The sequence below is a fragment of the Clavibacter sp. CT19 genome, assembly GCF_027858075.1.
GTDB lineage: Bacteria > Actinomycetota > Actinomycetes > Actinomycetales > Microbacteriaceae > Clavibacter > Clavibacter tessellarius_A.
In genome coordinates this window covers 97,285-120,077 of the sequence record NZ_JAQHYR010000008.1, presented here as the reverse complement: position 1 = coordinate 120,077, position 22,793 = coordinate 97,285, and the positions used below count along the sequence as shown (strand labels likewise).

Genomic DNA, 22,793 nt, shown 5'->3' with positions numbered 1-22,793 from the left:
AAATGGCCGCCCACAGCACCCTCACCCCCGTCTTCGTCGGACTTCGCACGGGGTTGCACGTGCTCTCCGCGGCGCTGCTCACCCTCGTGGTGGTGCGCGTGCTCGTCGTCGAGGGTCCGCGCACGCCGGCCGCGCTCGCGCTCTCCGCCGCCTTCGCCGTGCTCTACCTGCTCGGCGCGCGTGTGCAGGCCGCGCGCCCGTCGCGCCGGGTCGCCGCGGGGGCCGTGTGGATCACCGCGCTCACCGCCGCCTGGATCGCGCTCCTCGTGCTGGAGCCGGATGCGGCCTACCTCGTCTTCCCCCTCTTCTTCCTCTACCTGCACGTGCTGCCGCGCGTGGTCGGGCCGGTGGCCGTCGTCGTCGCGACGCTCGTCGCGGTGGTGGCGCTGGGGCTGCACGGCGGCTTCACGGTCGGCGGGGTGATCGGTCCGCTCGTCGGCGCGGGCGTCGCGCTCCTCATCGGCCTCGGCTACCGGGCGCTCGCGCGGGAGTCCGCCGAGCGGGAGGAGCTCGTCGCCGAGCTGATCGCGACGCGCGGCCTCCTCGCCGCCACGGAGCGGGAGCAGGGCGTGCTGACGGAGCGCGCGCGGCTCGCCCGGGAGATCCACGACACGGTCGCGCAGGGGCTCACGAGCATCCAGATGCTGCTGCACGCGGCGGAGGCGGCGGACGGCGACCGGCCGGGCCTCGAGCACATCCGCCTCGCGCGCGCGACCGCGGCCGACGGCCTCGCCGACACGCGCCGCTTCATCCGGGAGCTGGCTCCGCCGTCGCTCGACGCCGGGCTCGGCGCGGCGCTCGGCCGGCTCGGCGCGCAGTGGCGCCGGGAGGGGCTGCGGATCGACGTGGCGGTGCCGCCGTCCGACCCGCCGCTCCCCATGGCCGTGCAGACCGCCCTGCTGCGGATCGCGCAGGGCGCCGTCGCGAACGTCGCCCAGCACGCCGACGCGCGGTCCGTCGAGATCGGCGTCGCCGTCACGGACGCGCACGCCACGCTCATCGTGCGCGACGACGGCGCGGGCTTCGACCCGGCGCGCGTCGGCGACGGCACCGGCACGACCGACTCGTTCGGCCTGCGGGCCATGGCGCAGCGGGTGGAGCAGCTCGGCGGGACCCTCGACGTCGACAGCGCGCCCGGCCGGGGCACCACCATCACCGCGATCCTGGAGGTCGAGCCGTCGTGATCCGCATCGTCATCGCCGACGACCACCCCGTCGTCCGCGCCGGCCTCCACGCCGTGCTCGACGTCGTCGACGACATCGACGTGGTCGGCGAGGCGGCCACGCCCGACGAGGCCGTGGAGCTCGCCGCGTCGCTCGTGCCCGACCTCGTGCTGATGGACCTCCGCTTCGGCCAGGAGCGCACGGGCGCCGACGCGACCCGGCAGATCCGCGCGGTCGAGGCGGCCCCCTACGTGCTCGTGCTCACCAACTACGACAGCGACGGCGACATCCTCGGCGCCGTCGAGGCGGGCGCCAGCGGCTACCTCCTCAAGGACGCGCCGCCGGCCGAGCTGCTCGCCGCGGTGCGCGCGGCCGCGGCCGGCGAGAGCGCGCTGGCGCCCGCGGTCGCGAGCCGGCTCCTCGCCCGGATGCGCGCCCCGCGCGTGAGCCTGTCGTCGCGCGAGATCGAGGTGCTCCGGCTCGTCGCCGACGGTGCCTCCAACACCGAGGTGGGCGCGCGCCTGCACATCACCGACGCCACCGTGAAGTCGCACCTCGTGCACGTGTTCTCGAAGCTCGGCGTGAGCTCGCGGACGGCGGCGGTCGCGGCGGCGCGGGAGATCGGGATCCTGCGCTGACGGGGGCCGGATCCGCGCGGTGTCGGGTCATGCTGCCGTTGGCGGTGGTACGCATACGTCTTGTAACACCCGACCAATGTCGGCGGCTCGTGTTTCTATCCATAGGACCACCTGGAAGGGGCACCAACCCAATGGCTTTTCTGCGAGTACGTCATCCGAGCGCCCCCACTCCTGACGGATGCCGTTGGTGTGGTGATGCTCGCTCCTCTCACGGCCATACCTACTCCCGCGCGATCGGAGGCCACTTCTGGGAGCAGCCGACACCACCTCAGCGCTTGGCACGAATGCGCGCTCGGCGCTCTAAAGCGCTCGCGCGACCATAGCCTCGAACTCAGCAACAAGGGCCGCCGGGACCTCACGTGGCTCTCGGAGAGTAAGCGCTAACGCGAGTAACGCATCGGGCTTGCCACGAGGCGCCAGTGAAGATCCTCTCTGTAGCATGTCCAATACCTGCGAACTGAACTTGCCGTCCCGATGTGCATCGAAATCCTCCTTAAACCAAACGGGGCCAGGCTCGTCATCACCGTCCCTTGGCCATAGAGCATTTGCTGCCGCCGCCCATTGGTCACCAGAGAACACATCTTCTATCTCGTTACTATCACCAATATACAGGCAATGCACACTTGGCTCCAGCCCAGCCGCCCGAAGCTTTTCGTCGTTAAAGATATGTTTGGCATTAGTTCTTGAGTCTTTATCTACGAAGAAAGCGACATTGCGGCCGTGTCGCGCTAGAAAAGTAGCGAATCGAACGGCACCCTCGTTGTTATTGCATGGCCAGATCGCTATTCCACAAGACTCAAGATGCCGCCCCATCGCTAAGCGAAAGAGCACGGGAAGCGCACGGGCTTCTGATTCGCCCTCTACGCCAACGAAAAGACGCTCATGCAGCAGGACGGTATTGCGAAGTCCGACACTGGCGGCAATGGCGCCGAGGTGCTCTCCAACGCTCGAATCATCCGCCAAACGCTCTACAACCGTGCGGTGGTCGACATGCTTAATGTGGGCTACATCCGCTATGTCCGTTCCGTCAATCAAGTTCATAGAATGAGACGCGAGTACGACGGTCACTTTCGAGTTCTGCGTTTGTTCGTGAATGAGCCTCATTAGCTCGCGTTGATGCCCATAATCGAGGTGGGTATCAGGCTCATCATACAAAAGGACTATGTCTTCGGTAGATTCAGCAAGGAGCATAGCGTTGTATTCCCATACGGCCAACGCGATGCGGCGCGCCCTCCCAGCTCCGGACAAATGAAGATCAATTTTTTCGCCTCTAGAGTTTTTTAGAGTGACTTTTGCGGATTTTAGACCTCCAGAACCACTAAGATTTACGACAGGCTCAATGCTGACTTCGCCTACGTCAGAAACCTTCGTGGCGATATGCTCTCGTATTGCATCCGCATCTATAACTAGCTTGGCCTCGATGCCCTCTTCAATGCTTCGGATGCTTCCTTGATACTCGTCGGAACTTAAATGTCCCTTAAACGCCGTCTGCAGGGTAGATTGAATCGCCGCGTCGGCATCAACGGCACTTGTAGCGTCGAATCGCTTGACATTGGGCAATGCCTTTTCAAGCGCTGCCGGTGCGGCCACCCATTGTTCTTCACTCTGCGCCCCGGCCGCAGCTTCCTGTAAACGCTGCAGCAGGTCGCCTTTATTACCATCAGCAGAAAGGCCGAGCGCGGTCAGTCGCTCTTTCAGGGGCGCAACGTTCAAGGAGCCATAGTCCCGAAGACGCTCGTCCAATGGAACAGCGGTGAGGACTTCGAGAATCGGAGCTTCACCTTGAGTCCATTTGCGTCGTACATTGATTCGCGGCCGCCCCCATGTGGCTTGCTCCATCTCGCCGAGAGCAAAGACCCCTTCGACCGCAGTCACATCAACTCGGTCCACACCAGCGACCTCGGTCTCGTCACCTTCGGCCGAAGTCGCTAGATATGTCCGATCGAAATCTGTAGCTCGATACCCGCCTAGTAAGAAAAGTATGGCGTCGATAATTGCTGATTTACCAGCATCATTATGGCCAGCAAGCACAAGAGGAGAGCTGACTCTCAAATCCAGCAACTGCTCTATCGATCGAAAGCCGGACACGGACATGTTGACAAGTTTCAAGTGGCCCTCCAGGCAGGCATTATTCGTTTTACAATATAACGCTCCTTTGCTGAACGCCATTCCCAGTTCAGGGGTCAACAATCTACTGTCGATCGTGACTGAGGGACAATAGACTCAGTGCTCCTGCGGTAACCCGGTTCCATGAGTACCTGAGATCCCTCGACACCGAACTAACGACGTGTATTAGAGCCCGCCGACCGACCTGTTAGGCAAGGAGACACCCATGGACTTCGCGTCCGCCATCGAGTCACGATCAGAGATTTCGTTCGTATATGACGGCCTGGCTAGGGTGGTTCAGCCAGCTACATTGGGCATAACAACCACCGGCAAAACCGCCCTAAGGGGCTGCTTGATAGGTGGCAGCAGCAAGCGAAACAACATTCCGTGTTGGGAGCTGTACTCGATAAGCAAGATCATGAGCGCGACCGAAACGGGAGGGCAGTTTTCTGGATTCGCGGTACCGGGTTATACGCGGGGAGACTCTGGCTTTGTTCAGATCAGTGCAGAGCACTAGCCCCAGACCCGTGGGCGCCTGATATGCATGCGCTCAGGGACGGCGATCCCGCTCGCCGTGATCCGACGTTCTTCCGCGCACGACGAAGGGCCCCGGTCTCCCGGGGCCCTTCGCGCGGATCGGGCTGCGCGCGAGGCGCGGTGCCGGATCCATCTGGCGGTGGCGGTGGGATTTGAACCCACGGTGGAGTCTCCCCCACACACGCTTTCGAGGCGTGCTCCTTAGGCCGCTCGGACACGCCACCGGGATCGAGTGTAGTACAGGGCCGGGCGGGAGCCGCACGGGCGGCGGGCGGCGCAGCGGCGGCGGCCGACGAGCGGCGAGCGGCGAGGCGGACCGCCGGCCGCGGCCCGACCCGGATCAGCGCGCAGCCGACAGCGCCCGCACCACCACCGGCACCTCGACGCGCACCGGAGCCGCCGCGAGCCGGCCCGCCGCACGCGGCACGACCACGGGCGCAGACGCGTCGACCACGCGGATCCCGCGCACCTCGACCGCGCCGGGCACGGGGACGACGACCAGGTCGCCCGCGACCACGTCGGCGGGCAGGCGCACGGCCGCGCCGCCGATCTCCGCGGGGCGGGCCGCGGCGGTCGACGCCCGGCCGATCAGCCGCGCCTCCTCCCACGTGCAGGCGAGGCCGGCGATGTCCGCGTCGACGAGCATCGCGCGCGGGGCGTCGGCGGTGGCGGGCGCGACCGCGAGGATCCGCAGCACGACCGCCGAGGTGCGTGCCGTCGCGGAGGCGCGCCCGCTGCTGCCCGGCTCGACCGCGGCGGCGGTCACGGTGCAGGCGGTCCCCCGCTCCGCGGCGAGCGCGACGAGGGACACGTCGCCGACCCGCAGGTCGGTGGTGGTGGCGGTGGTGCCGACGGGCCAGCGCGTGGCGGCGAGCGGATCCGGGATGCTGCGGCGGAGCGACGGGAGGATCGCGGTGAGGGTCATGGCCTCCGGTCTACCCCCGCGCCGCACGGCCGTCGCCCGCCCTCACGGAAGCCGTGCGCGCCGGGCCGCGACCCTCACGGGATCCGCACGGCGGCCGGGACGACGCGCGCGCCGCGCCGCCCGACCGGGCATGCTCGAAGGACCCGCCCGCCCCGATCCGCACCTGGAGCCCCATGCCCGAGAACCGCGACCCCGCCATCCCCTGGCTGCTCTTCGACATCGGCGGCGTGCTCATCACGCGGCCCGACGACATCGGCGCGCTGACCCGGGCGCTGGATCCCGCCGGCGTCGCGGGCGAGGACGCCGAGGCCCGCGTGCGTGACGCCTTCGACGCGCATCGCCAGGAGTACGACCGGGGCGGGAGCGCCCGGGCCTTCTGGGAGGCGGTGGCCCGGGACGTCGGCGCCGACGTCCCCACGGACGACGGCCTCGCGGAGCTGATCGCCATCGAGCAGCGCCGCTGGGGATCGCCCGACGCGGAGACGACCGCCGCGCTCGACCGCGCCCTCGCCGCCGGCTACCGGCTCGCCGTGCTCTCGAACGCCCCGCACGAGCTGGCCGACGTGCTCGAGGCCCGCGACGGCTGGGGATCGCGCTTCGAGCACGTGCTCACGAGCGCGCGGATCGGCATGGCGAAGCCCGACGCGGACGTGTGGCCGCTCGCGTGCGCGCGCCTCGACGCCCCGGCCGAGCGGATCGTCTTCGTCGACGACAAGCCCGAGAACGTGGAGGCCGCCCGCCGCGCCGGGATCCACGCGCACGTGTGGGAGGGGCTGGGCACCCTCGACCGGATCCTCGACGGCACGCTCGCCTGAGACCTGCCCCGCGCCCCCGCGCCCCCGCGCACGCTAGCCCCGCGCCCGCTCCAGCGTGATCCGCCCGGCCACGATCCCCTCGGCGACCTGGGGCATCGCCTGGCTCGTGCTGCGGGCCTGCCGGCGGATCATGCGGAACGCCTCGTCCATGTCGACCCCGTGCGTGTGCGCGATGACGCCCTTGGCCTGCTCGATGAGCACGCGGCTGTCGAGCGCGTGCCGCAGCTGGTCGCGCACGACGGTGCTGTCGCGGATGGTGCGCTCCTGCAGCACGCTGATCGTCGCGACGTCGGCGAGCGCCTGCGCGGCGACCGCGTCGGCGTCGTTCAGCACGCCCTCGTGATCGCGGAAGAGGTTGAGGGATCCGATGATGTCGCCGCGCAGCCGCAGCGGGATCGCGTGCACCGACACGTACCCGGCGCCCGACGCCTGCGCCGCGAAGGCCGGCCAGCGGTCGGCGATCGCGCGCACGTCCGCGACGGACACGACCCGTCCGGTGGTCACGGCCTCGACGCACGGGCCCTCGCCGACCTCGACCTGCATCAGCCCGACGAGCCGGCTCCTCTCGCTCGTGGACGCGACGACCTCGAGGTGCGCGGCGTCCGGCCCGATGATGATGCCCGCCGCGCTCGCGTCGAACAGCAGCGTGGCCTGATCGACGAGGGTCTGCAGCAGCTCCAGCACGTCGAAGTCGCTCACGAGCGAGTCGGCGAGGCTGACGAAGGTGCGGACGAGCAGTCCTTCGCGGGTGTCCGGCATCGGCGTCGTTCCTCTGGGTCGTTCGGGCGGTAGGTGGTCCGTGGTGCGCATCAGCGGTCCGGGGTGAAGTCGAGGACCCGTCCCACCACGTCCTCGGCGACGTCGCGCACGCTGCGCCCCGTCGCGAAGGCGTGGCCCCGGAGGACGAGGAGCGCGTCGGCCGGCGGGATGCCCATCTGCGCGACGACCATCCCGGTGGCCTGGTGGACCTCGCGGCGCGAGAACCGGCCCTCCCACGATCCAGTGTCCTCCTGCGGGGCGTCGGCGGCGAGGAGCGCGCGGCGGAGGACCTGGCGCGCGACGATGCGCGTGAGGCCGGTCGCGTCGGTCACCTGCTGGTCGGAGATGTCGCGGGCGGTGCGGGAGTAGAGGTCGACCGCGCCGAGGCTGAGGCCCGCGACCACGAGCGGGAACGCGAACACCGCGCCGAGCCCGCTCTCGTGCATGGCCTGGCGGGCGAGGGGCCAGGTGGGGTCGTCGGATCCGCGGACGTCGGGCTCGAGCACCGGCCGGCGGGTGGCGAAGGCCACCCAGCACGGGCCCTCGCCGAGGTCGAGCTGGATCTCGTCGAGCCGCGCGGCGTGGTCGTCGGACGCGCAGAGGGTCTCGTTGCCGAGCGGATCCCCGAGGGTGGAGACCGCGGCGCCGTTCATCCCGATGGCCGCGACGAGCGGCCCGCAGAGGTCGTCGCCGGACGCGGTGGCCCGCTCGAGCGCGGAGGCCGCGTCGGCGTAGAGCGCACGGTCAGCCATGCGGATCCTCGCGATGGGGGATCGTGCGCATGTCGCCTCCTCGGCCCGTCGGATGCGCGGGCGGGACGACGGGACCCGACCGCCTCGCCACCCTACCTTCGGGACGGCCCGCGGCCCATGGCCCGGTGCCGCGCGGGCCATGATGCCGCCCGCGCCCGTCGCCGGAGGGGAGGATGGGGGCATGACGCAGCACGCCGACGCCCCCGCCCGCCGCGACGACGCCGAGGGAGCGGCGCCCCGGGCGACCGTCGGGATCCTCGGCGCCGGCAAGGTCGGCACGGTGCTCGCCCGCCGCGCCGTCGCCGCGGGGCACCCCGTCCTCATCTCCGGATCCGGCGACCCGTCGCGCATCGCCCTCATCGTCGAGGTGCTCGCGCCCGGCGCCGTCGCCACCACCTCGGCGGACGCGGCCGCGCGCGCCGACGTCGTGATCCTCGCCCTCCCCCTCGGCAAGCTGCCCTCCGTGCCCGCCGCCGAGCTCCGCGGGAAGCTCGTGGTCGACGCCATGAACTACTGGTGGGAGGTGGACGGGCACCGCGACGACCTGGCGCACCCCGCCTCCTCCACGAGCGAGCTGGTGCAGGCGTTCCTCCCCGACTCCACGATCGTCAAGGCCTTCAACCACATGGGGTACCACGACCTCGACGAGGGGCCGCGGCCGTCCGGCGAGCCCGGCCGCAAGGGCATCGCGGTCGCGGGCGACGACGACGCGGCGCGCGCGACGGTCGCGGCCCTCGTGGACGCGTTCGGCTTCGACCCCGTGGACATCGGTCCGCTCGCGGCCGGCCGCGTGCTCGAGCCCGGCCGCTCCCTCTTCGGCGTGAACGTGGACGCGGACGAGATCCGCCGCCTGGTCGCGCTGGAGTCGGCGGACGCCTCACGCGCCGGGTCCGCCGCCGGCTCCGCCGAGTAGCCGGCGCCCGGTGGACATCGGCGGATCCCTCGGCGAGATCACCCTCACCGTCGCGCTGCTCATGCTGCTCGCGGCGCTCGCGGCCGGCTGGATCGACGCGGTCGTGGGCGGCGGCGGCCTGCTGCAGCTGCCGGCCCTGCTGCTCGTGCCGGGGATCACACCGGTGGAGGCGCTCGCGACCAACAAGCTCGCGTCGCTGTTCGGTACGTCGACGAGCGCGGTCACCTGGTACCGGCGCACGCATCCGGACCTCCGCACCGCCCTGCCGATGGCGGCCGTCGCGCTGGCCGGCTCCTACGGGGGCGCGAGCCTCGCCTCGCTACTGCCCGCCTCGGTGTTCAAGCCGCTCGTGGTGGTGGCGCTGATCATCGTCGCCGTCGTCACGATCGCCCGCCCGCGGCTCGGCGACGTGGCCGCCCTCCGGCACACGGGACGCAAGCACCACGGGATCGCGGCGCTGCTCGGCGTGGTCATCGGCTTCTACGACGGCCTCATCGGACCCGGCACGGGCACGTTCCTGATCATCGCGCTCATCACCGCGCTCGGCTACGACTTCGTGCTCGCGAGCGCCCAGGCGAAGATCGTGAACGTCGCGACGAACCTCGGCGCCCTCGCCTTCTTCATCCCGCAGGGCCACGTGCTCTGGGCGCTCGCGCTCGGCATGGGCGTGGCCAACATGCTCGGCGGCTACGCGGGATCCCGGATGGCCGTCGCGCGCGGCAGCCGCTTCATCCGCATCGCGTTCATCGTGGTGGTCGCGATGCTGATCGTGAAGGTGGGGTCGGACGTGGTGGCGGGGTGGGCGGCGTGAGTAGCCGGGCGCGTCCCCGCACGGGGCGCTTCCGAACCGGCCACGCGCCGCAGCCGCGGACTACTTGCGGCGTTCCTCGGAGCGCCCGCGGGCTTCTTCACCGCTCGAGCGCTCGACGCGTGTCTCGTGGCCCTTGACGACGTACCGCCCGGTGACCGCGCTCCGACGCACAGCACCAACCCTGTAGACGCCGTTGCCCAAGCTCTGGTAACCCGCCGCGCTGTGCTTCTCGGCCATCACGCCTCCCGCTTCGTGTACGCGATCGTACTCGCTCATCGTGGGAACACAGCGTCGCTGATCCTCGATGTCCATGCATCTCCGATCTTGGAGACCGCGTCTGCCCAGAGGAAGCGCGACCCCGCGTAAGTCTCCGCTCGATCCGGGAGCCCGATGGTCACCACGGCCGACGTCACCGTGGGGAATTCGGGATGAGTCACGGGAATCGGGACCGCCAGCACAGAGCTCCAGCGCCGTATGTCACCTTCCGGGAGATCCTTGTGCAACAAGGTGTCGGATCCGAGGGATTGACCCGCGATCCACGGGCTGTCGAAACCCGTCTCGACCATACGGAGTCCATTCGGGTCGAGGTACCTGCGGTCTTGAGCCGCCCATCGCGCGAGCTTCCCTTCCGAGTTCGCCAGCCACAGAGTCAGATTCATGCTGTCGACGGAGAACGCGTCGGACAGGGTCTGCGCGTTCTGCGCCAGTTCTGCGACGTACTCTTCCTGAAGGCGAGCGAAATTCAGGGCGTGGTATGTCCAGACAGCTTCTGCTCGCTCTTGGGGAGCGCGATAGTGGGGCGCATCGATGAACCGGAGCTCCCGAATGACCTGCGCCGCATCGGAGAAGTCGTTCACCAGGACCGGCCGCATCCCTATCGCCGACCACTGCTCGGTGAGGGCAGACCGCAAGTCCTCGAACTCCTGCTTCGTGACCGCAAGACCCTGCCGAGCCAGCAGGATGAGGGTCGCGTGACTGTCCGGGGCGCCCCTCATGGCGTCATGCATCCATTGCCGCACGTCTGGATCCCGGTATGAGGTTCCCGCGATCACCACGGCGCCTCGCCCCACAGCTGCTCGCAGATTCCGCAACTGCCATGAGTCGGGATCGCTCATGAGATCGAGGAACTCCGTCAGCGTGAGCACAGCCTCCGTCGTCGCGGAAGTACTCACGACTCCGTGGAGATGATGGACCGCCATGTCAGTCACATCGCGCCCATCAGCGACGGACTCGACGGGAGCCCCGGTCTCCTCCTGGAGAGCATCCTCCAGCAGGGTGTCGAAGTTCAGCGTGACCAGCGTGGTGTCACCGGGCGAACCACCGAGTGCATGTGCGACGGCCGCAAGATGGAGTGGAGACGATTCCGGCGACAGCACTCCCTCGTATAGAGCTGCGCGGAGCTTCTTGTTCCACGACGGACCGTGGAGCGCCCGCGCTGATTCCACGACCATCATGGGATCTTGGCGTGACACCAGGGTTCGGGCGCTCTCTTCGTTCGACACGGCCCCGCTACTCACCAGCAAGCGGGTCGCGAGCTCGTCCCAATCCGGCAGACCGGATGTCGTCGAGGCTCCGGCGCCGAGCAGGAGCGTCGTGTGCGCATCCACTCCGGCATTGCGGAACTGCGCCATGACATCGGCCGTGAGGTCTGAAGCGCTCATTCGGAGACACGCCCGGAGCTCATCCCGACGGCTGTGATGCCGTGCTGTTCAACGAGCAAGACACTCACTTCGGGCTGCTTCCCTCGGGCGGACGGATGAAAGCGCGTGGCCTCAAATGGGAACCGACGGCGCCTTTCGTCGATGAAAGCAACATACAGGCGGCTGCTCCGATGTGAGCGCTGCGCGCAGATCACGAGACCCCATCGACGGCGTTCAGGCTGTGGAGGAGGAGCGTGAAGGGGTGATGCGCCGCCCCGCCGACCCCCGCGTAGGAGTGTCGTGAGGTTCCCCGCCGCCCCGTGAGGGAACCGTATGGATGCGTGAGGACGCCCGATCGCGAGGTGTCTAGTGGTCCTCCGTGCCCCCGACGGGCACCCGCGTCCGACCGGCCGCGGCATCCCTCAACGGAGGATCCCCCAGTGCTCGACCTCGTGTACATCGCAGGCGCCATCGTCCTGTTCGCCCTCGTCGCCCTCGTCGGCCGAGGAGTGGAGAAGCTGTGATCACCTCGTTCGCCGACGCCGCCGGCCTCGCCGCCGCCGTGCTCGGCATCGCCTCCGTCGTGTACCTCGTGTACGCCCTCGTCCGGCCCGAGAGGTTCTGATGGACACGCTCGCCGGGATCCTCCAGGTCGCGTCCGTCGTCCTGGTCCTCGTCCTCATCCACCGCCCGCTGGGCGACCTCATGGCGCGCATGTACGAGTCGCGCCACGACACCCGCGTGGAGCGCGGCATCTACCGCCTCATCGGCGTGGACCCCCGCTCCGAGCAGACCTGGCCCGCCTACCTCCGCGCGGTGCTCGCGTTCTCGCTCGTCGGCGTCCTCGTCGTCTACGGGCTGCAGCGCCTCCAGGCGTTCCTCCCCTACTCGCTCGGCCTCCCCGCCGTGCCCGAGGGCCTCTCCTTGAACACCGCGGTCTCGTTCGTCACCAACACGAACTGGCAGTCGTACTCGCCCGAGGCGGTGATGGGCTACACGGTCCAGCTCGCCGGGCTCGCCGTGCAGAACTTCGTCTCGGCGGCGGTCGGCATCGCGGTGGCGATCGCGCTCGTCCGCGGCTTCGCCCGCACGCGCAGCGGCACGATCGGCAACCTCTGGGTCGACCTGATCCGCGGATCCCTCCGCCTGCTGCTCCCCCTCTCGCTCGTCACGGCCGTGGTCCTCATCGCCGGCGGCGTGATCCAGAACTTCGCGGGCTTCCAGGACGTGGCGACCATCACGGGCGGCACGCAGACGATCCCGGGCGGGCCGGTGGCCTCGCAGGAGGCGATCAAGATGCTCGGCACGAACGGCGGCGGGTTCTTCAACGCGAACTCCGCCCACCCGTTCGAGAACCCGACGGCCTGGACGAGCGCGTTCCAGGTGATCCTGATGCTCGCCATCCCGTTCTCCCTCCCCCGCACCTTCGGCAAGATGGTCGGCGACACCCGCCAGGGCACCGCGATCGTGGCCGTCATGGCGACGATCTTCGTGGCCTCCCTCACGGCCCTCACGATCTTCGAGCTGAACGGCGCGGGCACGGCCCCGATGGCCGCCGGCGGCGCGATGGAAGGCAAGGAGCAGCGCTTCGGCATCATCGGATCGACGCTGTACGGCACCGCGTCCACGCTCACCTCCACCGGCGCGGTCAACTCGATGCACGACTCGTACACGGCGCTCGGCGGCATGATGCCGATGCTCAACATGATGCTCGGCGAGGTCGCCCCCGGCGGCACCGGCTCGGGCCTCTACGGCATGCTCATCCTCGCCGTCATCTCCGTGTTCGTCGCGGGCCTGCTCGTCGGCCGCACGCCCGAGTACCTCGGCAAGAAGATCGGGCCGCGCGAGATCAAGCTCGCGAGCCTCTACATCCTCATCACGCCGACGCTCGTGCTCCTCGGCACCGCGCTGAGCTTCGCGATCCCGGCCGTCCGCGAGGACGTCGAGGGCACCTCGATCCTCAACAGCGGCCTGCACGGCCTCTCCGAGGTCGTGTACGCGTTCACCTCGGCGTCGAACAACAACGGATCCGCGTTCGCCGGCCTCACCGCGAACACCCCGTGGTTCAACACGGCGCTCGGCGTCGCGATGCTGCTCGGGCGGTTCCTCCCGATCGTGTTCGTGCTGGCGCTCGCCGGATCCCTCGCGGCGCAGGACCGCATCCCCACCACCTCGGGGACCCTGCCCACCCACCGGCCGCAGTTCGTCGGCCTCCTCATCGGGGTGACGGTCATCGTGACCGCTCTCACCTACTTCCCCGTTCTCGCGCTGGGTCCCCTGGCGGAAGGGCTCGCATCATGACCACCATCACCCCCGAGACCGGCACCGCACCCGCGGCCGGCTCCGAGCAGCGGGCGTCGCGCGCCCGGGCCATCGACGCCCGGCAGCTCGCCGAGGCGCTCCCCGGCGCGTTCCGGAAGCTCGACCCGCGCTTGATGTGGAAGAACCCGGTGATGCTGATCGTCGAGGTCGGCGCCGCGTTCACCACGATCCTCGCGATCGCCGAGCCGTTCACGGGCGGCGCCGGATCCTCCGGCGGCAGCTCCGTGCCGACCACGTTCACCGCGGGGATCGCCCTGTGGCTCTGGCTCACCGTCGTCTTCGCGAACCTCGCGGAGTCGGTGGCCGAGGGCCGCGGCAAGGCGCAGGCCGACAGCCTGCGGAAGACCCGCACCAGCACGATGGCGCGCGTCGTCGCGTCCTACGACGCCTCCGGGGATCCCGGCGCCGAGCGCGCCGAACTCCGCGAGGTCTCGAGCGCCGACCTCACGCTCGGAGACATGGTCGTCGTGGTCGCCGGGGAGTCGATCCCGGGCGACGGCGACGTCGTGTGGGGCATCGCCTCCATCGACGAGTCGGCCATCACGGGCGAGTCCGCCCCCGTCGTCCGCGAGTCGGGCGGCGACCGCAGCGCCGTCACGGGCGGCACGCGGGTGCTGAGCGACCGGATCGTGGTGCGCATCACCTCGAAGCCCGGCGAGACCTTCGTCGACCGCATGATCGGCCTCGTCGAGGGCGCGTCGCGCCAGCGCACGCCGAACGAGATCGCGCTCAACATCCTGCTCGCGAGCCTCACCATCGTGTTCGTGATCGTGGCGCTCACGCTCAACCCGATCGCCTCGTACGCCGCGGCGACCGTGAGCGTGCCCGTGCTGATCGCGCTGCTCGTCTGCCTCATCCCGACCACCATCGGCGCGCTGCTGTCCGCCATCGGCATCGCCGGCATGGACCGCCTCGTGCAGCGCAACGTGCTCGCCATGTCGGGCCGCGCGGTCGAGGCCGCCGGCGACGTCACCACGCTGCTGCTCGACAAGACCGGCACCATCACCTACGGCAACCGCCGCGCCAGCGAGCTGATCCCGGTGGGCGGCGTGACGGGCGAGGAGCTCGCCCGCGCCGCGGCCATGTCGTCGCTCGCGGACCCGACGCCGGAGGGATCCAGCGTCGTCGACCTCGCGGTCGCCCAGGGCGTGGACACCGCGACGCTGCCCCGCGGCGTCGACGTGCCCTTCACCGCCCAGACCCGCATGTCGGGCGTCGACCTGCCCGACGGCCGCATCGTCCGCAAGGGCGCCTCGTCGGCCGTGTTCGCCTGGATCGAGGAGGGCGGCCGCGCGCTGCCGAAGCTCGTCCGCGACGAGCTCACGGCGACCGTCGAGGCCGTCTCGAACGGCGGCGGCACCCCGCTCGTCGTCGCGACCAAGGACGCCGACGGATCCGGCCGCGTGCTCGGCGTCGTGCACCTCAAGGACGTCGTGAAGGACGGCCTCAAGGAGCGCTTCGCGGAGCTGCGCGCCATGGGCATCCGCACGGTGATGATCACGGGAGACAACCCGCTCACCGCCCGCGCCATCGCCGCCGAGGCCGGGGTGGACGACCACCTCGCCGAGGCGACGCCCGAGGACAAGCTCGCGCTCATCCGCAAGGAGCAGGAGGGCGGCCGCCTGGTCGCCATGACCGGCGACGGCACCAACGACGCGCCCGCGCTCGCGCAGGCCGACGTCGGAGTGGCGATGAACACGGGCACGTCGGCCGCGAAGGAGGCCGGCAACATGGTCGACCTCGACTCGGACCCGACGAAGCTCATCGACATCGTGCGGATCGGCAAGCAGCTGCTCATCACCCGCGGCGCCCTCACCACGTTCTCCATCGCGAACGACGTGGCGAAGTACTTCGCGATCATCCCCGCGATGTTCACGGGCGTCTTCCCGCAGCTCGCGGTGCTCAACGTGATGCAGCTGCACTCGCCGGCATCCGCGATCCTCTCGGCGATCGTCTTCAACGCGCTGATCATCGTGGCGCTCATCCCGCTGGCCCTGAAGGGTGTGGCCTACCGGCCGCTCAGCGCCTCCAAGGTGCTCAGCCGGAACCTGCTCGTCTACGGGGTCGGCGGCGTGATCGCGCCGTTCATCGGCATCAAGCTCGTCGACCTCGTCGTCAGCCTGATCCCCGGCTTCTGATCCCCTCCCCGATCACCTCACGTCACCGATAGAAGGAAGCGCATGTCCTCCCCCCGCCAGTCCCTCCGCACCGCCGGCGTCGCCGTCCGCGCGATGGCCGTCCTCACCGTCGTCCTCGGCGTCGGCTACACGGCCGTCGTCACGGGCATCGGCCAGCTCGCGCTCCCCGCGCAGGCGGACGGCTCGCTCGTCTCCGCCGACGGCCAGGTCGTCGGATCGTCGCTGATCGGCCAGTCCTTCCAGGACTCCGACGGCGCCGCCCTCCCGGAGTGGTTCCAGTCCCGGCCCTCGGCCGCGGGCGACGGCTACGACGGGACCGCCTCCAGCGGCAGCAACCTCGGCCCGGAGAACGACACACTCGTCTCCTCCATCGCGGACCGGAAGGCCGCCATCGCCGCATCCGACGGCGTGGATCCGGCCTCGATCCCGGCCGACGCGCTCACCGCATCGGCCTCCGGGCTCGATCCTCACATCAGCCCGGAATACGCTCGGGAGCAGGTGGCCCGCGTGGCCGAGGCGAGGGGCATCCCCGAGCAGGAGGTCGCGCGCCTCGTCGACCAGCACGTGCAGGGACGCGACCTCGGCTACCTCGGGGAGCCGACCGTGAACGTGCTCGAGCTGAACATCGCGCTCGCCGGCCTCGGCGGCTGACGCCCGCACCCCACGGGCAAGAGAGAGAAGACATGAAGCGCGGTCGACTGCGGGTGCTGCTGGGAGCTGCGCCCGGCGTGGGCAAGACCTACGCGATGCTCGAGGAGGGCAAGCGACTGCGCGACGAGGGCGCCGACGTGGTGGTCGCGGTCGTGGAGACCCACGGCCGCGCCGCCACGGCGGCGATGCTCGAGGGGCTGGAGATCCTGCCCCGGCGCGAGGTGTCGCACCGCGGGGTGGAGATCACGGATCTCGACGTGGACGCGGTCATCGCCCGGCGGCCCACCATCGCGCTGGTCGACGAGCTCGCCCACACGAACGCCCCGGGCGGCCGGAGCGAGAAGCGCTGGCAGGACGTCGACCTCATCCGCGACGCCGGCATCGACGTGATCTCCACCGTCAACATCCAGCACATCGCCTCCCTCAACGACGTGGTCGAGAAGATCACCGGGGTGCCGCAGCGCGAGACGATCCCCGACCGCGTGCTCCGCGAGGCGCACCAGATCGAGGTCATCGACCTGGCGCCCGAGGCCCTGCGCGACCGGCTCGCCGGCGGGCGCGTCTACCCGGCCGAGCGGATCGACGCGGCCCTCTCCCACTACTTCCGGCTCGGCAACCTCACCGCCCTCCGCGAGCTCGCGCTCCTCTGGCTCGCCGACGAGGTCGACACCGCGCTCGCCGCGTACCGCGACGAGAAGGGGATCGACGCCCGCTGGGAGGCCCGCGAGCGCGTGGTCGTGGCGCTCACCGGCGGCGTCGAGGGCGAGACCCTCCTCCGCCGCGGCGCCCGCATCGCCGCCCGGTCGGCCGGCGGCGAGCTGATGGCCGTCCACGTCTCCAGCCAGGACGGCCTCCGCTCCGGCAGCCCGGAGGCGCTCGCCAGCCAGCGCGCGCTCGTCGACTCGCTCGGCGGCAGCTACCACCAGGTCGTCGGCGACGACATCCCGCGCGCGCTCGTGGAGTTCGCCCGGGCCTCCAACGCCACGCAGCTCGTGCTCGGCGTGAGCCGCCGCAGCCGCCTCGCCGCGGCGACCACGGGGCCCGGCATCGGCGCCACCGTGATCCGCGAGTCGGGCGACATCGACGTGCACATCGTCACGCACGCGGCGGCCGGCGGGCGCTTCCGCCTCCCGCGGATCCGCGGCGGCGCGCTCAGCATGCGGCGCCGGATCATGGGCGCGCTGCTCGCCCTCGTCGGCGGGCCGCTCCTCACCTGGTTCCTCTCGGCCACGCGCTCGGACGACTCCATCACGAGCGACGTGCTCTCGTACCAGCTGCTCGTGGTGCTCGTGGCGCTCGTCGGCGGGATCTGGCCGGCGCTGTTCGCGGCCGTGCTCTCGGGCATCACGCTCGACTACTTCTTCATCGACCCGCTCTACACGATCACGGTCGACGAGCCGATGCACATGCTCGCGCTCGTGCTCTACGTGGTGATCGCGCTGCTCGTGAGCTGGATCGTCGACCAGGCCGCCCGCCGCGCCCGCGTCGCCCGCCGCGCGGCCGCCGAGGCCGAGCTGCTGGCGACCGTGTCGGGATCCGTGCTCCGCGGCGAGGGCGCCGTGCACGCGCTCGTCAGCCGCACCCGCGAGGCGTTCGGCCTGCAGGGCGTGAAGCTCGTCGACCGCGACGAGACCATCGCGTGGGACGGCGTCGTCACGGGCGCCGCCGCGACCGACGTGGCCGTGGGATCCCGCGGCGTGCTCACCCTCTACGGCGACGATCTCGAGGCGTCCGGCCGCCGCCTCCTGCGGGTCATCGCGGCGCAGCTCGACGCCGCGCTCGAGCACCGCGACCTCTCCGACACCGCCCGCGAGGTCGGCCCGCTCGCCCAGACGGACCGGGTGCGCACGGCGCTCCTCTCCGCGGTCAGCCACGACCTGCGCCGCCCGCTCAGCGCCGCGACCGCCGCCGTCTCCGCGCTCCGCTCCCCCGGCATGACCTGGGCCGACGGCGACCGCGAGGAGCTCCTCGCCACCGCGGAGGAGAGCCTCGGCACGCTCGCCGACCTCGTCACCGACCTGCTCGACGTCAGCCGCGTGCAGGCCGGCGTGCTCGGCGTGCGGCTCATGGACGTCGACCTCGACGACGTCGTGCTCGCCGCCCTCGACGAGCTCGACCTCGGCCCCGCCGATGCCGTGCTCGACCTCGCGCCCGACCTGCCCGGCGCGGTCGCGGATCCGGGCCTCCTCCAGCGCGTGGTGGTCAACCTGCTGAGCAACGCCGTCCGCCACGCGCCCGAGGGCGTGCCCGTGCGGCTCAGCACGAGCGCGTTCGCGGACTCGGTCGAGATCCGCGTCGTGGACCACGGCCCCGGTGTCGCCCCGGAGCGCCGCGACGACATGTTCGTGCCGTTCCAACGCCTCGGCGACACCGACAACGCGTCCGGCCTCGGCCTCGGCCTCGCCCTCTCGAAGGGATTCACCGAGGGGATGGGCGGCACGCTCACCGCCGAGGACACCCCCGGCGGCGGGCTCACGATGGTGGTGGCGCTGCCGGCGTGCCGCGAGAGCGCGGAGCCGGATGCGGATGCGGTCGCTCCGGCCGCGTCCTCGGCCGCCGCTCCCGCCGCCACGTCCTCGGAGGTGACCGCGTGAAGATCCTCATCGCCGACGACGACCAGCAGATCCTCCGGGCCCTGCGGATCACCCTCACGAGCCTCGGCTACGACATCGTCACCGCCGACGACGGCGCCGCCGCCATCCGCGCGGCCGTCGCCGAGAAGCCCGACCTCTACATGATCGACCTCGGCATGCCGCGGCTCGACGGCGTCGAGGTGATCCAGGCCCTCCGCCTCTGGTCGACCGCGCCGATCCTCGTGGTCTCCGGCCGCTCGGGCGCCGCCGACAAGGTCGAGGCGCTCGACGCGGGCGCCGACGACTACGTCACGAAGCCGTTCTCCATCGACGAGCTGCTCGCCCGGATCCGCGCCCTCGGCCGTCGCGCCGCCGCTGACGAGGACCGCTCGGCCGCCGTGTCGTTCGCCGACGTGACGGTGGACCTCGCCGCCCGCGTCGTCACCCGCGCCGACGCGCGCGTGCGCCTCACCCCCACGGAGTGGCAGGTGCTCGAGCTGCTCGTGCGGAACCCCGACCGGCTCGTCTCCCGCCAGACCCTCCTCACCGAGATCTGGGGCCCGACCCACGTGAACGACAGCGGCTACCTCCGCCTCTACGTGGCCCAGCTCCGCAAGAAGCTCGAGCCGGATCCCTCGCACCCACGGCACCTGCTCACGGATCCTGGGATGGGGTACCGGTTCGTCCCGGCGGGGGCGGGGCGGGCGCCGGAATGATGCGGGCGGTGAGGGGTAGCGAGTCCCCCGCGCGCCCCGCGGCGGCGGCGGCGGATGCTCGCGACCGAGCGCGATGTGTGATCATGTCGGCGTGCTGGTCCCCTCGATGATCCCGTCCCTCTCCGCTGCCGTCGTGCGTGCATCCGCGAGCTATATCGAGACAGAGGGCATCAACGTGGAGGGGCTCCTACGGTATTTCGGCGTCCTGCTGATCATCATGAGCATCTCCGCCCTCGCCTACACCGGTCTATGGAGATGGTGGTCGAAGATGCCGTTCATGATCCCGCTGGGCGTCGGGTGGCTCGCAGCGGGACAGATCATCTCCAACATCGGACTGTTCTTCGGACCGCCGCTCGGTTACGCCTTCCTCATCCCGGGTGCCATTGTGAGCCTTTTCGGCATCTACGGGATGGGGTTCATGCCCCGCCCGTTCCTCCCTCGCTGGTACCGACTCGACTGGGGGATCGATCCCTCGCGTGTCGTCCACTCCGCTGGTCGACGACTCCTGCTCGTCCCCCGGGGGTCACACGAAGTCGATCTCGCCGAGCGCGGCCGATCGATCTCGTCGCCCGCCGTTGGCGGAGCGGGGTCGCCACTCGGCAGCGCACCGATTGAGACCTGTGATGCGGCCGGCGGCGGGACCTTCCTCGGCGCCTTCATCGGCGGAGCAGTCACCGCGAGGGAAGCGGCGGCGCGAGGGTCCGTGACGAGGGCGGAAGCCACAGCTGCGCGCATCCGAGCATTCGCACCCTGAGACCATCACTTTCGTGTCCAGGTGGCCCTGCTCCGCTGGGACGTCTCGCACCCGCGACACTTGCCCACGGATGTCCCGGTTCGGGATATCGGTTCCTACCAGCCGGTGCGGGCGTTCGTGCGCGCGCCGAAGTGAGGCAAGCGTCGCTCTCGACGCGCGGAAAATGCTCGGCGATCAAGAGGAGGGCCAAGGCCCCGCGTGTTGTGCGATCCTGTGCACGTGCCGGTCCACGCGATGATCCCTTTTCCCTCCGTTGCCGTCGTGTATGCCTCCGCGAGCTACCTGGAGACGGAGGGCATCCGCCTGTCCGGGGTCCTGTGGTACTACGGCGTCTGCCTGATCATCATGAGCATCTCCGCCCTCGCCTACACCGGGCTATGGCGATGGTGGTCGAAGATCCCGTTCATGGTCCCCCTGGGCGTCGGATGGCTCGCAGCCGGACAGATCATCGCGAACACCGCTCTCCTCGTGGACGGTCCCCTCGGCTACGCATTCCTCATTGGAGGGATCATCGTGAGCTTCTTCGGCATCTACGGCATGGCATTCATGCCCCGCCCCCTTCTCACGCAGTGGTATCGGCTCGACTTGGGGATCGATCCTGCCCGGGTAGTCCCCTCCGCGGGTCGCCGGCTCATGCTCGTCCCTCGGAGGTCCCAGAAGGTCGATCTCGCCGAGCGCGGCCGATCGATCGCGTCGCTCACCGCCGCCGCCGCGAAAGCGGGGTCCCCCCGAGGCGGCGCAACGAAGGAGACCTGCGATGCGCCCGGCGGCGGGACCTTCCTCGGCGCCTTCATCGGCGGAGCCATCACCGCTGCGGAAGCGGCGTCGCAAGGGTCGCTGACGGGGGCGGAATCCGCTCCTACGTGCACCCGTGCATTCGCCCCCTGAGACCACGACCTCGTAGGAACCGGCCATGCACCACCGTCCAAACGCCGGACACCCGCGGCGGCGCGGCGGCGCGGCGGCGCGAGGACAGCACGTCCCAGCCGTCGGGCCGTGCCCTCGGAGAGATCGCCTGGCCAGAGGCGCCGCCCCTGTAACGTGCCCTCGTCATAGGTCCGGTTAGTGGATGGAGAGCACCATGGCAGACACGTCCGGTTGGCGGATCGACCCGGCCGCGGTGCAGGTCGTGCTCACGAACGTGAAGCGCGGGCTCTCGGGTCTGGAGAGCGCCGAGAAGACCGCCCAGTCAGCCGTGGAGGCCGCTTCCGCGGCAACCGGACCTCAGACGGCCGCAGCGCCGGCGGTGCTGCTCCAGAATCCCCTCCTCACGCAGATTGACGTCGTGAAGACCAAGGTCGAGACGGTCGTCGACCAGACGAACACCGCCCTCTCGGCCTATGTCAACGGTGACGAGGAGATGGCCAAGGCATACCAGGGCGGGGCAGAGCGATGACCACGGACCCCACCCTCCCCGACCTGACCAGCGTGCCGAACTCCCACGCGCTCGAGGAGGCCGCGCGAGCGTTCGACAGCATCGGGCCAGCTGTCGACGACGCCATGCACACCGTCACCTCCTCCTGGGCGGGTTTGTCCTCCCCGGGGGTATTCGAGACGCCCGACTCCGGACGGCTCGCCGATTCGCTCGTAGGGGCAACGGCAGTGGCCCGGACGGTCGGAGAGGACTCCTCCGCCGCGAAGGCCGCGCTGATGGCATACGCGCGAGAAGTGCAGGATCTTAGCGGGCGCCATGCCGTCATCTCCGCGGACGTAGCCGCGCAGTTCCTCACCGTAAGCGATCCCGTGCAGTTCGACCGACAGCCTCCGAACACCTCCGCCGCGGATCCGCACAAGCAGCTGGAAACCCTCATCACCCAGTTCAACTCAGATCTCGAGGACGCGGATGCGAGATGCGCAAAAGCCCTGCAGCATCTGCTCCGGTATCCGGGAGATGTCGCGGTTCACGCAGCGCAAGTTGCTGGTGAGGCAGCATCCCTGCCAGGAGTCGGATTGCTCCTCGACACCACAGCGGAAGCACTGAAGGACCCGGCGGGCCCAAGAGATGCCTTTCTGGGCCTTACGGACATGCTCGGCATGACCACCCCCCGAGGAGCACACGCGGGCACGGAGATAGGCAGCGCTGAATCTACTGCCAGCGCCCCCGTCACCCAGGCCGCCGCTTCTGCGATCGCCGCGGACGACGCAGTGAAAGGCGCCGGCGCCGGTGCGCATCTCGCAGAGCGTTCTCGTTTCTCGATACTCGGAGCCAAAGCAGCTGGTTCTGTGCTCTCGGTCGCCGCCTCTACCATCGACGGCGCAGCGTCGGCCGCCAACACCTACGAGAAAGATGAGGCCGCACACCCTGATTGGGACGATATGCGTCGACAAGCGCATGCTGCCCGCTCAGGCGAGGTTACGGCTGCGTTCGATTTCGCCGCAGGCGCCGGAGAAACGGCAATAGGTGCGGGCATCGGCACTCTGATCTGCCCTGGTATCGGGACGGTTATAGGCGGCATCATCGGCGGCGTGGGCGGCGGATTGCTGTTCTCGGACGCAGTAGATCACGCGTCTGATACCGCAAACTCGTTCATCGACGCCAACACGGGCGAGTGAATGTTCCACCGTACATGGCCGAGAGGA

Annotated in this window: 21 protein-coding genes and 1 tRNA gene; 15 read left to right on the top strand and 7 right to left on the bottom strand. The window is 69.9% G+C overall.

The genetic code is table 11. The annotated features are described in order from the left end of the window. The first annotated feature begins 2 nt into the window (after positions 1 to 2). On the top strand, positions 3 to 1,184 hold the full coding sequence (locus tag PED38_RS11195; protein ID WP_270981289.1) for a sensor histidine kinase: 1,182 nt from the start codon (positions 3 to 5) through the stop codon (positions 1,182 to 1,184). Then, the gene (locus tag PED38_RS11190; protein ID WP_094127450.1) at positions 1,181 to 1,801 is read left to right on the top strand and encodes a response regulator; all 621 of its coding nucleotides are present in this window, start codon (positions 1,181 to 1,183) and stop codon (positions 1,799 to 1,801) included. Before PED38_RS11195 ends, PED38_RS11190 begins: the two co-directional genes overlap by 4 nt. A 300-nt stretch (positions 1,802 to 2,101) precedes the next feature. Here PED38_RS11190 and PED38_RS11185 read toward each other — a convergent pair whose 3' ends face one another. From PED38_RS11185 to PED38_RS11175, 3 genes are all read right to left on the bottom strand, one after another. Next, positions 2,102 to 3,988: an AAA family ATPase gene (locus tag PED38_RS11185; RefSeq protein ID WP_270981286.1), complete on the bottom strand. Its 1,887-nt coding sequence runs from the start codon at positions 3,986 to 3,988 to the stop codon at positions 2,102 to 2,104. 590 nt (positions 3,989 to 4,578) lie between these two features. After that, positions 4,579 to 4,668: transfer RNA gene (locus PED38_RS11180), tRNA-Ser, on the bottom strand. A 116-nt stretch (positions 4,669 to 4,784) separates the two neighbouring features. Continuing rightward, a complete protein-coding gene (locus tag PED38_RS11175) occupies positions 4,785 to 5,369 on the bottom strand; it encodes a hypothetical protein (RefSeq protein ID WP_270981285.1) in 585 nt (194 codons plus the stop codon). A 173-nt stretch (positions 5,370 to 5,542) separates the two neighbouring features. On the opposite strand from PED38_RS11175, the gene PED38_RS11170 reads away from it, so the two are divergent. Further along, positions 5,543 to 6,184, top strand: coding sequence for an HAD family hydrolase (locus PED38_RS11170; RefSeq protein WP_270981282.1), 642 nt, complete (start codon positions 5,543 to 5,545; stop codon positions 6,182 to 6,184). Positions 6,185 to 6,217: 33 nt separating this feature from the next. Here PED38_RS11170 and PED38_RS11165 read toward each other — a convergent pair whose 3' ends face one another. Together PED38_RS11165 and PED38_RS11160 are read right to left on the bottom strand one after the other, a co-directional pair. Continuing rightward, positions 6,218 to 6,943, bottom strand: coding sequence for a GAF and ANTAR domain-containing protein (locus PED38_RS11165; RefSeq protein WP_063071558.1), 726 nt, complete (start codon positions 6,941 to 6,943; stop codon positions 6,218 to 6,220). 50 nt (positions 6,944 to 6,993) lie between these two features. Then, entirely contained in the window at positions 6,994 to 7,695 is a 702-nt protein-coding gene (locus PED38_RS11160) for a GAF and ANTAR domain-containing protein (RefSeq protein WP_270981280.1), read from the bottom strand. A 181-nt stretch (positions 7,696 to 7,876) separates the two neighbouring features. Here PED38_RS11160 and PED38_RS11155 point away from each other — a divergent pair, with 181 nt between their 5' ends. Further along, complete coding sequence (locus PED38_RS11155) at positions 7,877 to 8,608, top strand: NADPH-dependent F420 reductase (protein ID WP_270981278.1); 732 nt, start codon at positions 7,877 to 7,879, stop codon at positions 8,606 to 8,608. Positions 8,609 to 8,618: 10 nt separating this feature from the next. Beyond that, entirely contained in the window at positions 8,619 to 9,419 is an 801-nt protein-coding gene (locus PED38_RS11150) for a sulfite exporter TauE/SafE family protein (RefSeq protein WP_270981277.1), read from the top strand. Between the two features lie 60 nt (positions 9,420 to 9,479). On the opposite strand, the gene PED38_RS11145 is transcribed toward PED38_RS11150, so the two are convergent. Together PED38_RS11145 and PED38_RS11140 are read right to left on the bottom strand one after the other, a co-directional pair. Beyond that, the gene (locus PED38_RS11145; RefSeq protein WP_063071554.1) at positions 9,480 to 9,695 is read right to left on the bottom strand and encodes a hypothetical protein; all 216 of its coding nucleotides are present in this window, start codon (positions 9,693 to 9,695) and stop codon (positions 9,480 to 9,482) included. Next, positions 9,692 to 11,080, bottom strand: coding sequence for an SIR2 family protein (locus PED38_RS11140; protein ID WP_254654514.1), 1,389 nt, complete (start codon positions 11,078 to 11,080; stop codon positions 9,692 to 9,694). The genes PED38_RS11145 and PED38_RS11140 overlap by 4 nt, the downstream gene beginning before the upstream one ends. Positions 11,081 to 11,579: 499 nt before the next feature. Between PED38_RS11140 and kdpF the strand changes: the two genes are divergently transcribed. The 10 genes from kdpF (at position 11,580) to PED38_RS11090 (ending at position 22,766) form a co-directional block, all read left to right on the top strand. After that, positions 11,580 to 11,684 (top strand): K(+)-transporting ATPase subunit F, encoded by a 105-nt coding sequence (gene kdpF, locus PED38_RS11135; protein WP_063071552.1) that lies wholly within the window; start codon positions 11,580 to 11,582, stop codon positions 11,682 to 11,684. Continuing rightward, positions 11,684 to 13,360, top strand: a complete 1,677-nt coding sequence (kdpA, locus tag PED38_RS11130) for a potassium-transporting ATPase subunit KdpA (protein WP_270981273.1) — start codon at positions 11,684 to 11,686, stop codon at positions 13,358 to 13,360. The genes kdpF and kdpA overlap by 1 nt, the downstream gene beginning before the upstream one ends. Beyond that, a complete protein-coding gene (kdpB, locus tag PED38_RS11125) occupies positions 13,357 to 15,519 on the top strand; it encodes a potassium-transporting ATPase subunit KdpB (RefSeq protein ID WP_270981271.1) in 2,163 nt (720 codons plus the stop codon). The genes kdpA and kdpB overlap by 4 nt, the downstream gene beginning before the upstream one ends. Before the next feature lie 42 nt (positions 15,520 to 15,561). After that, on the top strand, positions 15,562 to 16,170 hold the full coding sequence (gene kdpC / locus PED38_RS11120) for a potassium-transporting ATPase subunit KdpC (RefSeq protein ID WP_063071549.1): 609 nt from the start codon (positions 15,562 to 15,564) through the stop codon (positions 16,168 to 16,170). 32 nt (positions 16,171 to 16,202) lie between these two features. Continuing rightward, positions 16,203 to 18,764, top strand: coding sequence for a DUF4118 domain-containing protein (locus PED38_RS11115; RefSeq protein WP_270981268.1), 2,562 nt, complete (start codon positions 16,203 to 16,205; stop codon positions 18,762 to 18,764). After that, a complete protein-coding gene (locus PED38_RS11110; RefSeq protein ID WP_270981267.1) occupies positions 18,761 to 19,459 on the top strand; it encodes a response regulator in 699 nt (232 codons plus the stop codon). The genes PED38_RS11115 and PED38_RS11110 overlap by 4 nt, the downstream gene beginning before the upstream one ends. Positions 19,460 to 19,550: 91 nt before the next feature. Continuing rightward, positions 19,551 to 20,213: a hypothetical protein gene (locus PED38_RS11105; RefSeq protein WP_270981266.1), complete on the top strand. Its 663-nt coding sequence runs from the start codon at positions 19,551 to 19,553 to the stop codon at positions 20,211 to 20,213. 219 nt (positions 20,214 to 20,432) lie between these two features. Further along, positions 20,433 to 21,101 carry a hypothetical protein gene (locus tag PED38_RS11100; RefSeq protein WP_270981264.1) on the top strand — a complete coding sequence of 223 codons (669 nt, stop codon included), beginning with the start codon at positions 20,433 to 20,435 and terminating at the stop codon, positions 21,099 to 21,101. Positions 21,102 to 21,294: 193 nt separating this feature from the next. Beyond that, entirely contained in the window at positions 21,295 to 21,609 is a 315-nt protein-coding gene (locus PED38_RS11095; protein WP_270981263.1) for a DUF6507 family protein, read from the top strand. After that, positions 21,606 to 22,766 (top strand): hypothetical protein, encoded by a 1,161-nt coding sequence (locus tag PED38_RS11090; protein WP_270981260.1) that lies wholly within the window; start codon positions 21,606 to 21,608, stop codon positions 22,764 to 22,766. The genes PED38_RS11095 and PED38_RS11090 overlap by 4 nt, the downstream gene beginning before the upstream one ends. Positions 22,767 to 22,793 lie beyond the last annotated feature (27 nt).